Source organism: Deltaproteobacteria bacterium, assembly GCA_016930875.1.
GTDB lineage: Bacteria > Desulfobacterota > Desulfobacteria > Desulfobacterales.
Genome location: JAFGFW010000062.1, coordinates 1 through 11,598 on the forward strand (window position 1 = coordinate 1; position 11,598 = coordinate 11,598).

Annotated in this window: 9 protein-coding genes and 1 pseudogene; 4 read left to right on the forward strand and 6 right to left on the reverse strand. The window is 48.1% G+C overall.

Annotation, left to right across the window (positions count from 1 at the left end):
- The first annotated feature begins 261 nt into the window (after positions 1–261).
- From pta to JW883_06485, 4 genes are all read left to right on the forward strand, one after another.
- The gene (gene pta, locus JW883_06470; GenBank protein MBN1841910.1) at positions 262–2,379 is read left to right on the forward strand and encodes a phosphate acetyltransferase; all 2,118 of its coding nucleotides are present in this window, start codon (positions 262–264) and stop codon (positions 2,377–2,379) included.
- Positions 2,380–2,573: 194 nt separating this feature from the next.
- Positions 2,574–4,091: a hypothetical protein gene (locus tag JW883_06475; GenBank protein ID MBN1841911.1), complete on the forward strand. Its 1,518-nt coding sequence runs from the start codon at positions 2,574–2,576 to the stop codon at positions 4,089–4,091.
- Between the two features lie 11 nt (positions 4,092–4,102).
- On the forward strand, positions 4,103–5,545 hold the full coding sequence (pyk, locus tag JW883_06480; protein MBN1841912.1) for a pyruvate kinase: 1,443 nt from the start codon (positions 4,103–4,105) through the stop codon (positions 5,543–5,545).
- 8 nt (positions 5,546–5,553) lie between these two features.
- Positions 5,554–5,736: a hypothetical protein gene (locus JW883_06485; GenBank protein ID MBN1841913.1), complete on the forward strand. Its 183-nt coding sequence runs from the start codon at positions 5,554–5,556 to the stop codon at positions 5,734–5,736.
- A gap of 480 nt (positions 5,737–6,216) precedes the next feature.
- Here the strand turns inward: JW883_06485 and JW883_06490 are convergent, their stop codons facing one another.
- The 6 genes and pseudogenes from JW883_06490 to JW883_06515 all read right to left on the reverse strand — a co-directional run bounded on the left by JW883_06490 (position 6,217) and on the right by JW883_06515 (position 10,906).
- Positions 6,217–6,921: a YkgJ family cysteine cluster protein gene (locus JW883_06490; protein ID MBN1841914.1), complete on the reverse strand. Its 705-nt coding sequence runs from the start codon at positions 6,919–6,921 to the stop codon at positions 6,217–6,219.
- Between the two features lie 33 nt (positions 6,922–6,954).
- Positions 6,955–8,253 carry a DUF401 family protein gene (locus JW883_06495; GenBank protein MBN1841915.1) on the reverse strand — a complete coding sequence of 433 codons (1,299 nt, stop codon included), beginning with the start codon at positions 8,251–8,253 and terminating at the stop codon, positions 6,955–6,957.
- Between the two features lie 20 nt (positions 8,254–8,273).
- The gene (locus JW883_06500) at positions 8,274–9,065 is read right to left on the reverse strand and encodes an epoxyqueuosine reductase (GenBank protein MBN1841916.1); all 792 of its coding nucleotides are present in this window, start codon (positions 9,063–9,065) and stop codon (positions 8,274–8,276) included.
- Positions 9,066–9,275: 210 nt separating this feature from the next.
- Positions 9,276–9,770 carry a MaoC family dehydratase gene (locus tag JW883_06505; GenBank protein ID MBN1841917.1) on the reverse strand — a complete coding sequence of 165 codons (495 nt, stop codon included), beginning with the start codon at positions 9,768–9,770 and terminating at the stop codon, positions 9,276–9,278.
- 1 nt (position 9,771) lies between these two features.
- Positions 9,772–10,040, reverse strand: a pseudogene (locus JW883_06510) (AbrB/MazE/SpoVT family DNA-binding domain-containing protein).
- 113 nt (positions 10,041–10,153) lie between these two features.
- Positions 10,154–10,906, reverse strand: coding sequence for a hypothetical protein (locus JW883_06515; protein MBN1841918.1), 753 nt, complete (start codon positions 10,904–10,906; stop codon positions 10,154–10,156).
- Positions 10,907–11,598 lie beyond the last annotated feature (692 nt).

Sequence of the window (11,598 nt, forward strand, 5' to 3'; positions counted from 1 at the left end):
GCCTTGCTCAGAGAAAAAATTGCTCATTTCTGAATTGGAAACATACGCCAGTGCCCTTTGATTTGAAAACGATTTATGGATGGACACTAGTTAGTGTCCATCCAGAAATGAGGATTTTTGTTCAAGATCAAGGCATGCGAAAAAAATAACCGCAGGCATATGTGTGATATTCCGAGGATTATTTTTTGAGCATAACGCCGAGATTGGGCAAAAAGACCATTTATGGATGGACAATTATAGGCAAGAACGGGAGACAATATCATGTCAAGGAATTTGTTTGTCACGGCTACGGAACCGAGAAGCGGGAAATCAGCCATTTCTCTGGGAGTCATGGAAATGCTAGCGAGAAATGTCGAAAGAGCCGGCTTTTTCCGTCCCTTGATCAATGCCGATCTGGACACGAAAAAGAAAGACAATGATATCAATTTGATTTCTTCTCACTACAGACTGGGGATTTCATACGAGGCAATGTACGCTTATACCACTACGCAGGCAAATGACCTTATCACTCAGGGTAAATACGAGGAATTGCTTGAAGGAATTGTCGGCAAATACAAGGAGCTCGAGAAAACAAACGATTTTGTGTTGTGTGAAGGCACTGACTTTGTGGGTTCGACCTCAGCCTTTGAATTGGATATCAATGCTGAAGTTAGCAACAATTTGGGATGTCCCGTTCTGTTAGTCGCAAATGCCTATCAGAAAACCGTGGATGAAGTCCTCCGATCGATTGAGATGTCCGTTGGGTCCTTATTTGAGAAAGGATGCAATGTGGTTGCCACGGTAGTTAATCGAACAGACTCGCAAAACGATGAAGAAATCACGAAACGATTGAAAACAAATGTCTTGAATTCCGAACAACTGGTTTACACCCTACCGGATGAGAAGTTCCTCGGAAGCCCGACCGTGAGAGAAATTGCCGGGCTCATGAATGCAGAAGTCCTATATGGTGAAGAACAGTTGAACAGGCACGTTTACAGTTTTACCGTGGCGGCAATGCAATTGCGGAATTTCCTTGAAAGAATCAAGTATGGGACCCTGATTATTACTCCCGGAGACAGGGCGGACGTTATTGTCGCCTGCCTTTCCGCTGTGTCGTCAACGTCCATGCCGAACATTGCGGGGATCATGTTAACGGGCGGCTTGAAACCGGAAGAACCGGTCTGCAAATTGATCGAGGGATTTTCCAATATAGTGCCCATCATTAGTGTGAAGGGGGATACGTTCCCATCGGCTATATCGGTTGACAATGTTCACGCTGTGATCTCGCCGGAGAACCAGCGGAAAGTCACCCGGGCTCTGGAGATCTTTGAGAGAAATATCGATGTAGAGGTACTGGGGGGAAAGATCCTTGAAACTCAGGTCTCTATTGTCACGCCGAAGATGTTTGAATACGAACTGATCCAAAAGGCCAGGGCACACAAGCAGCACATTGTCCTGCCTGAAGGCCAAGAAGAAAGGATCTTGCGGGCTGCCGAGATATTACTCCGTCGCGAAGTCGTAGATATAACCCTCCTTGGCAATGAACAGCAGATCCGGAACAAAATCGCCCAACTCAGATTACGGATGGAGGGGGTCAATATCGTCGAGGTGCATGGATTTTCCTCTTTTGATAATTATGTCCAAACCTATTATGATCTGCGAAAACATAAGGGCATCACTATGGAAATCGCCAGGGATAATATAAGCGACGTGATCTTTTTCGGCGCCATGATGGTTCATAAAGGCCATGCTGACGGCATGGTTTCTGGGGCAGTTCATACGACCCAGGATACTATCCGTCCCGCCTTTGAAATCATAAAAACCAAACCCGGTTTTTCCGTTGTTTCCAGCGTGTTTCTTATGTGCCTCAAAGACAGGGTTCTCGTTTACGGTGACTGTGCGGTGAATCCGCATCCGAATGCGGAAAGGCTTGCTGAAATTGCTCTCAGCTCCGCCCAGACTGCCAGGATTTTTGGTATTGAGCCCAGGGTGGCCATGTTGTCTTATTCAACCGGGGAATCAGGCAAAGGAGAGGACGTTGAGAAAGTCCGTGAAGCGACGAGAATTGCCAAGGAGATGTCCAAGGAATCTGATCCGGATTTGAAACTGGAGGGACCCATGCAGTATGATGCCGCGGTTGATCCGGAGGTGGCAAGAACCAAGATGCCTGAGAGCGAAGTCGCAGGCAATGCCACTGTTTTTGTGTTTCCTGACTTGAACACTGGGAATAACACTTATAAGGCGGTTCAAAGGTCGGCCAATGCTGTGGCGATTGGTCCTGTTCTTCAGGGTCTCAATAAGCCTGTAAATGATCTCAGTCGTGGATGCACGGTTGCGGACATCGTTAACACGGTCGCGATTACAGCGATTCAAGCTCAGGCTGACAAAGGGTTGTTGTAAAAACACTGGTCATCTCCGGGCCCTTGCGAAATCCAGGATGATTAATATCGCCTGGAACAAAAAGCCTTCGTCCCACGGCGATCATGGCAACCGCGCGCACAGTCCGGATTTTTTTGAGCGGTTATGTGGCAGAAAATGTGGTATCCACGTATTATGACCCTTATCGCCAATAAAGAAATAGGAAGGAGATTACAATGACAAATGAGACTATTGTTTCAAGATTCACGCTTAGGGGAAGGGAGATTCTGTCTTCGTATGCAACATTCACCCTTGAAGGGGCTATGACAGCCCGGGTCCAGCGCGGCAAAGACTCGTGGACAATTTCGGAACGAAACGGGATTGCCAAGGGTACGTCAGACGGCGAAGCCGAAGCTATTTATATCCCCAATAAGAGGGCAATACGGTCTATTGAAAAAAATATTGTTCCTCTCCTTCCAAAGAAAGTCGTGATCAGAAAACCAGGGGATATTCTTGACGCTTGTGCAGTATTCGATCTCAAGTTGGTCGAAGGGGCCGGCCCCAACAAGAAACGGTGGGGTGGCAATGCTTGTCTTGCTGCGTCAACTGTTTTCCTTCAAACATTGCTGAAGGCTTCAGAATACAAGGCCTGGCAGCTTCTCAGGCCAAAAGGCGGGCTTAAGACCTTCTACATGCCGAACATCGGTTTTAACATGGTTTGCGGAGGCGAACATGTCCCTGGCACAAAGCAGGACATTCAAGAAATGTTCTTTTTTGCAATGAATGAAAAGTCGATCAAGGGCGTGTTTGAAACAGCAACGAAGTTTTTCAGGCAGTTTGAAAAAAATCTCGTTCGTGACGGTCTGCCCACCGGCACTGCAAAAGAGCGGGGCTTTGTTTTCCCCGTAGAGGACAACTTTGAAGGTCTTGGCCGTATCAAGGAGTGTGCCAGGCAGCTCAAGCTCAAGAAGACAGACTGGGCAATCGGCACGGACAACGCTTTTTCAGAATTGCAAAAAACCGAAAAATTGCGCAAGGAAGGCAAATACGACATGCGTTTTTCGGCAATGGGCATCAAGACACGCGAAGAGCTGATCAAGTTCAACTGGTCAGTCGTAAAAAGCTCCCCGAATTTCGTTACCATGGAAGATCCCGGAAGTGAATCTGACGCCGAGGCACATCGTTTGATGACCGGGAAATACGGCAATCGCGTCCAGATAGTTGTCGACGACGCAGCCGTGACCCAGATGCGTTTTATCATCCCTTTCCTTGCGGCTCCTGAGCGAAAGAATCGTTGTGGCAACTCAGTCCTCATAAAGCTGAATCAAGCCGGAACATTTACCGAGACGTGCCTGGCAACGGAGATCGTTCTTGGTCTTGCTCGTGTCGACCGGGTTGAGGAGTTCCTGAAGGCACGCAAAGATCTTGGAGGTGTGCTCCGGCAACTCAAGGAACTTGGTGTGGGCAGCCTGCAAGAGGCCATTAACAACATCAAGAAGGGCGGATTCACGGCATTTTTCTCCCACCGCTCCACAGAGGGCACATCCGAATTCCTGCCTTATATGCCGCTTATATACGGTTCGGTCTCACGGAAGCTCTGGTTTAAGGCCGGTGCGCCGAACGGGGAACGCAACCTCCAGAATTACAATCCGTTGATCAGGGCGGAAGAAGAGATGCGCGAGAGGAAAATCAGGACCGTTGTGGCAGGATTCAAAGGATTGCCAGATGAGGTTAAGATCGCCGGCCTGAGATAGGAGACCTTCTCGTGAGAAGAGCAAATCTGCATAGACATGCCAAAGTCGTGGCAACTCTGGGACCAGCTTCGTCTTCTGTTGAGATGCTTTCCGACCTGATTCTGGCAGGAATGAATGTGGCCCGGGTCAACATGAGTCATGGGAATTACGAAGAGCATGCCGAGCTTATTGCCAACATCCGCAAGGCATCAGGTGCGGTGGGACTGGAAGTCGCGATTCTTCTTGACCTTCAAGGGCCCAAGATTCGAGTGGACAGTGTGCCTGAAGGTCTTAAGCTGAAGGATGGCGAAACCTGGGTCATAGGACCAACGAGGGTGCAAGAGGACTATCCGGAGTATAAGGATTGCTTTATCCCGACCAAATATGAACATATTATTGATGACTGCGAAGACGGGGCCCGTATACTCTTTGATGATGGATTGATTGTGGCGCAGGCGGTTGAAAAAGACCGGGATGTTAACAAGATCAATATCCTTGTGGGTGGCATCCTGAAATCTCACAAAGGGATAAATCTTCCTGATTCAAGAGTCTCCGCACCAAGTTTGACAGAGAAGGATCGTGAAGACATAATATTTGCCATTGAACAGGCTGTTGACTACATAGCCCTGTCGTTTGTGCGGAAAAAACAAGATGCACTCAAGCTTAAGGAGCTTCTTCGTGAACTGAATGAAGATATACCCATAGTCTCGAAGATCGAGAATCGAGAGGCCATTGACAACATGGAAGCAATCCTTGATGTTTCTGATGTGATCATGGTCGCTCGGGGTGATATGGGCGTTGAGCTTGGCAACCACCTTGTTCCTGCCGTGCAAAAGTACATTATTTCTTCATGCAATCATCGTGGAATACCCGTTATCACCGCCACCCAGATGTTGGAATCCATGGTTGAAAATTCCACTCCCACCAGGGCCGAGGCCTCTGATGTAGCCAATGCTATTTGGGACGGCACAGATGCTGTGATGTTAAGCGCTGAAACAGCCTCTGGAAAGCATCCCATTGAGGCCGTCAAAATGATGGGAAAAATAATAAGAGAAGCGGAAAAAACGCCAAAAGAAAGGCCTTCCTTTAAGTTCATGGATTTGACCAATATAGATGATGCTACAGTGATCGGTGCATCGCTGATAGCCGAAAGGATCGGCGCCAAGAGGATACTTTCCGTGACTCAGTCAGGAAACTCCTGCCTGAAGATGTGCCGGTTCAGACCACAAACGTCGGTTCTGGGAGTTTCCAATTCTTTGCCCATTGTGAGGAGGATGTGTCTCTATTGGGGAGTTAGCCCGTTTTACCTATATGAGTATGACGAAGATGATAGTGAGCTTGAGAACTACGTTATTGATAAGGTCAGAAGCGCATGTGATTTACACGGTGGCGATAAAATCGTTATCACTAGAGGCAGCGGGAAGTTCTTTGCACGGGGGAGTTCGAATTCCATCAAAGTGGTAGTAATTGAGTAGGGGAGAATATGGACAAAGATGAACTTCGAGCAAAGATCTATTCAAAGATAGACGAACTTCCCATGCTTCCCACAGTGATTTCAAAACTCCTCGGTTTGATCGATGGCTCAAAGAGTAATGCCGCAGATCTTTCAGATCCTCTATGTCCTGCCATGATCCCAAATGTGGATCTACAGTCTCAAAGTCTATAATGGAAAATCCTTTATCAGAAGAGTAGGGGAAAAAGGGGAGGATATGGAGTGTGTTGATGGTTCCTCCGAGGTAGGTATGGCAAAATTTGGCCAAGGTGGCAAGAGGGGACTTCTCTTCACCACGTAAGAGGTCGCCATAGTCATCGCTTGCATAATATCTTCCCCGGACTCGCTTTGTTGTAGGCGAGATTCGTGCCTTTTAAAGCAGAAAAAATCTGTCGATAATCCGACCTTTGCGATTTCGCTAAAAGCGGTTCACAAAAGATCCAATACGAGTTCGTCAGCTTTAGCTTTCAATACTCGTGCCAAGCCAAACACATTTTGAGCCAGGCTCTTGCTTTTCCATTTATGCGCGAGCCCTAAGTAATTTGTTATCTATGATCCTCTTATTTGGCATATTTTTTTCCCAACCATGGAACAAAAGCACCCGAATGGGGGGATAATGATTTCGATACGACCGGGTCTAACCCTTTGCTCCCACTACGTATTTACGAGTTCTGTGAGCTTCTTAAAGATTGGTTGCAAGCGCTCACGGTGTTTTGGAGGGATCAAAAGGGCGGGTATAGATTTGTTTTGAGCAAGTCCCGGCGAATCATATATGTCAATTGTGTCATCCGTATTATCCGAAGCCATCTGCGTTTCGTAGTGCTTGTGCTGCTCAAGAAACATGAGCACGTCGTTCATGTTGCCGAATAGCCCACCCTGGTCAATGTGCTCGATGAACTGCAAGAAGACGGTATTTACTGTAATCAGGAATGGATCTACCACAGCAGAGGCCTCTTTAGCACACTGTCGGGCTGAAAAGAAGCATCTGCATCCGAATGGTCGCTGTCCGTAAATAAGGCACTCATCGTGTAAGAGAAACTTGCAGGCGACTCCGAGAGAATCGTTGTCACTCTCCTCCGGCGGGTCTTCTCCTCGCAGGCACAAGGCAGCAAATTCGTTTGTACTGAGAACCGGTTTGAAGCGTTTACGGGCCGTGGTGTCCCGGATAACTTTCAGGAGATCCCTTTGTCCGGTTGAAATCAAATATTGCAATATACGGTACCCTTCCAGAGTAGTCATGGTAACATTTTGCGTGCAGCACAGGGCGCATCCTCGCTTACAAGCCACGGTGAGACCTTTTGAGAAGTCATCGTAAAGGCAGTATATGGCGTTTAAGACATCCAGCCGTAATTTTTGCAAGATATTTCCTTTTACAGGCGTCTCTTTACAATCCTAAACCAAACGGTTGATCCAGAATGACAACAACCCGGCTGCGGCTATTGCCGCGCAGGGCAGGGCAAGCCTTGGGTATATTCTCGGCATGTCTATCTTGAAATAAGAACAGGTCAAGACCAGGCAGATGTGCAAAGGGGACAACAGAACGCCAAGGTAGCCTGCACAGAAGGCCAAGACGGTATAAGCCAGGATTTGATCGGCCATTCCGAGATCTGCGAGCAGCGAAAAGATTATGGGAAAGGTTGTCCCTACAAAGGCCACTGTAATTCCGGTAATGCTTCCCACCAGAAATGGCAGCAAAGCGACAACCAGGATTATGGGCACTCTGGCGGATGTCAGGCTTTGGCTGATTTCTGAGACTGCCCGGCTGTCTTTCAAGACACCCTGAAAAACCATGACACCTGCAATCATGAAGATCATCGACAGCAAAGACTTGTTGAAAACTGTGCGCCTCATGTCCCCAAAGGGCATGTGATTCGACCGCCATACCCAGAATATGCTTATCACGAGCGCTACAATGAGGGGGACCTCCGTTCTTGTTGATTTCAATGGCGGCCACACGTTTCCCAACAGGTGGATCAGAACTCCAAAAAGAAGGGCGCCTCCCACAACCAGGAGTATCGGCGTCAGTTCTATTAGAAACCTACCGCGAGATTGGTTGGAATCGGCGTCAGAGGGATGCTTTTGAATCGGAATGGATCTTAACTGCGTAAGATATCCTATCCAGGCGGTGAAAAGCGTCAAGGGAAACTGGACAAGAACGAAGGCCCACAGATCAATACCGGAAAGGGCGCACGCGAGAATGACGCCAGGATACAGCGGCCAGCAAAATTCCCATATGTGACGGAATAAATAATTGATCACGGTTTTGTGCCCGGCGCGAAGGGCCGCCTGGTTGCTCATTTCCTGCACCATGAGGGCAGAAAAGATGGCTCCTCCAGGCATGGGAAGAAGCCCGATTATGGCCGGAAAGAGGGCCAGATTCAGGCGAATGTTTTGGCTGATTCCCCTGAAGGAGTCCAGAAGTCGTGTCATTTGCCCGGTTTTCTCCATTGAGTGGCTTAGGATCAGAATCAGAGTGATCACAACAAAGAGTACAACCGTACGTTCTGCGATAAGGGAGTCAACAATGGAGGTTCCTATTTGCCAGGCAGAAAGACGAAACCACAGGCCAAGCAGGATGGATGCTGCCACCAAAGCCGTGCCAAGAGAAAGCTTTTGTCTTATCAGGACGATGATGAAGACAAAAACTACCGCAAGTTTGATGATGGCAGATATGTTAAACAAGACATGCATGGCAGAGCTTCATTAACTACTTACTCCTCCTTCGGAACTTTCAGGCTACACGGCACGAGGACTTGGCATTTACCGCAGACATGGGTTGTCTTTTCAAGGCCCGCTAGTTCCTCTGTCTGGTCGCGATTGGATTTCAGGCGCTCCCAGCAAAGTTTGCGGTCGATGCCTGATTCGGACACCGCTCCCACCGGACAACGTTTGACGCACACAAGGCATTTATGGCCATTTTTGTGCAGGCATAGTTCTTTTTCTCTGATCAGGGGGCTGTCGCCAAATTCGGCATCGGTCACCAGACTGCCTAATCGTCCGGCGCATCCGGAGGGTGTGATAAGCTGAGCGTTCACCCCGAAGCGTCCTAGGCCTGTAAGATATCCCAGGTGCTTGTGAGACCATCGGGAGACGAGCTTTACATGGTCGAAATTGTGTGTAGCCGGAGTCAATTCGGCTTTGTATCCCCGGTCTTCAAGATGATGCCGGATATGTCCGCACAGGTTTTTGATGAGCCGATTTGTGGACTCATAGGTAAGCCCCCAGTTCCGGCAGGGGATTTCCCCTTTGTGGTTTTCAACCGCCAGCTCTTTTACAAATGGCACGAAAAAAACCACTACCGATTTGGCCGAGGGCAGTAAGTCCTGTGGCAGGGCGTGATCCTCTGCGGCGATGCGGGGCAGTATGTCGAAGCGATCGTCTGCTTTAGCTGTCGCCAGAAGCGGCTTCCGCCAGAGATTTCGTTCTCCGGTTGTTTCGGGGTATGCAGTTACATAATCGTCAATTAGGATTCTGAGATCGTTAGGAGTTACTGATTCATTCATTATTTCCTCTGAATAATATTGTTAACGGATACACCGTTGCCAATAAGACCTTAAGGTTAACGATGTCATTGAATTCAGCATGTTTTTACTTATAACCCAAGGTTCACCAGCCGCGGCTTTTTACGGTCTGATGAAATCTTTAGTTATGTGAAGCTTTATCTTCTTTTTCAAACAGGTATGAAACATATCAAACATGGCAAGACCAACTTATTAGCAAGTGTACTTTTCGTTAGACAGTTTGTTGGTGGGGTCGCCTTCATTTATCATCTGTTTTAGAAGCTCCCGTTCCTGGTCCAGCGGGACGCGCCCGGTCATATAGGCATAACAGACCTGATCGCCATCTTGATTAGTAAGAAAAGCCTCGGCCTCGGCGCGCCCACTTTTTTCTATCTTGGTAATTGTAATGGCGCAATGGACAGTATCACCGAAATAGACGGGTTTAATGTATTTGAAATTCATGCCTGTCGCGAGCCAGCCTACTTGGCCACCAAACTCGCAAATCATGGACCCGACGAGCAGTCCATGGCAAATGAGACTTCTGAAGCCCTTTACTTCTGCCCAACGGGAGTCGTAATGAACAGGGTTATAGTCCCTTGTCATGTCGCCAAACAATACAGATTCTTCTTGTGTGAATATACGTTTATAACTAAACGAATCACCCTCCCTTAGCCCATTAATAGCGCTTATCCGAATCGGATGTGCCATTCTATCCGCTCCTAACGATTTTTAAAACCAGTAGCAATTCAGTTATTCTTAAACTAGGTCGAAAACAGCTCCTATCTTTCTCTCGTTCGAACTCCGTATTTATGCCTTTCAGAAATCCGCGGAGCTCTTTAATATCTCGTTCTGGAATAAGTTCGATCCGCCCGCCATATTTTGCAACCTGCATTTTTGACCGGGGCGAAGACGCAATGCCTCCCTGACTACTTTTGGTATAACGACTTGATATTTTGGTGATACGGTTACAGTTTGCATGTCACAATCTCCATCGATATTATTTCGTATTACAATAAGATGATCGATAGGGTTTGTCAATTTTATGACTTATCCCGTCAGAGTCAATGAGTAGGCTCGATGGATGCCGCAGATCAAGTCACAACAACCGACGCTTGCCCGTCAAAGGGATTTGTACGGACCGCCAAGGAGAACAAGTACGGATATTCCCGCCTAAGGTAAGCGAGATACGAAACCCACTTACGCACCAGGAATCCATAGCATCGTTTCACATCAGCCATGAGATGTCTGACATCTGAACCCGGAAGGTCCAATACGCTCTTTCTACAAGAGAGTTCTTCTGCCAGATGAAACACGGCACGGAGCAGCTCAGTAAAGGTTTCATGTTCCAGCAGGTTGGGGTTCTCCAGAAGTCTGAGGAGGAAATCAGTCTTGCCGGTCAGGAAGTCTTTCAGCTGTTGAAGATCAGCTGGCCTGACAGAGACCTTGTACGGATGGGCGGAGAGTATCTGTTTTGCATGTTCGGGGGTGAGCTTGCTCCATACATCGGGCCTGCCGAGGTGATTTCGAAGGTAGTCGGCTTGCGGATCCCAGGCTGAGAAGCGAGAGAGCAACTCCGTTCCCGTGTTGCTAAAGAAAGCTCCGATGAGCATATTCAGTTTCTCAAGACGCGAGTGCATTTCTCTAACCCCAAGTAGCCGGTTGATGAACACCGTGACTAAAAGAACGGAAATCGGAAGAAAAGAAAGGCTTGTGAAACCCCAGAGCCAGATGTGGTGAAGATCGCGGAAACAGGTATAATGTATAAAATAGAGAATGAAACTGCTCACAATCAACGCTAAAGAGAACTTCAATTCCCACGCAATACGACCAACTCTTCTTTTCATTTTGAGAACCCCGTGGTCTTCTGCATGTCAATTATCGAACGCCTGAACTCACCAGGCGCTGTAAGCGATCTAGTAAAGTGATTTGTGTACGCCCGGCACGGGCGTGAGCCTTTCGGCCCTGAGCTCAAGGCCGAAGGGCTTATGGGGGTGGGGCTCGGCTGAACTTGTCGAAGCCAAGTCCCCTGTATGTGAAGCCTGTAATGTCGTGAGACATAACAAAAACACTAGCCGAAGGCAACCCCCTTCGCCAAAGGCTACGGCGGCTCAAGAGCGCGGAACCGCGAGGGACCGTCCGAAGGAAGTATCAGCGCAAAACTATGAGCCGATGCACCTATGCAAACGCTTCGGCGGCACAGGCGAACAGAAACGGCATATACTTGTCTCGCCGTAGCTCGAAGAGCGAAGGCGGAGGGCGTCCGGTGGAATGACTGGTTATGCGACCATTGGCGATCTAGGGTTAAGCCGAGTTTCGGTAAGCAACTATATATCGATAGCCATACTCAATTACTGGTTCCCCGTTCTGATTGGTAACCTTGCATCTAATCTCAGCGAATCCTAAATCAAAAATAATCCACCGGCTCTGCCGGTGAGAATTGAAAAGGCTTTGCCGTTTAAGGCCTTAACATTATAGACAGGATTTACTGGATGGACAGGATTTTTTTGCCTTTCCTGAAGAAAGGCAAAAAGTATCA

Bases quoted from the DNA above. Each gene is read 5' to 3' on its own strand.
- JW883_06495 (MBN1841915.1), bottom strand. From the start codon at position 8,253: ATGCATGTCTTGTTTAACATATCTGCCATCATCAAACTTGCGGTAGTT.
- JW883_06505 (MBN1841917.1), bottom strand. From the start codon at position 9,770: ATGGCACATCCGATTCGGATAAGCGCTATTAATGGGCTAAGGGAGGGT.
- JW883_06515 (MBN1841918.1), bottom strand. From the start codon at position 10,906: ATGAAAAGAAGAGTTGGTCGTATTGCGTGGGAATTGAAGTTCTCTTTA.
- JW883_06485 (MBN1841913.1), top strand. From the start codon at position 5,554: ATGGACAAAGATGAACTTCGAGCAAAGATCTATTCAAAGATAGACGAA.
- JW883_06500 (MBN1841916.1), bottom strand. From the start codon at position 9,065: ATGAATGAATCAGTAACTCCTAACGATCTCAGAATCCTAATTGACGAT.
- pta (MBN1841910.1), top strand. From the start codon at position 262: ATGTCAAGGAATTTGTTTGTCACGGCTACGGAACCGAGAAGCGGGAAA.
- JW883_06475 (MBN1841911.1), top strand. From the start codon at position 2,574: ATGACAAATGAGACTATTGTTTCAAGATTCACGCTTAGGGGAAGGGAG.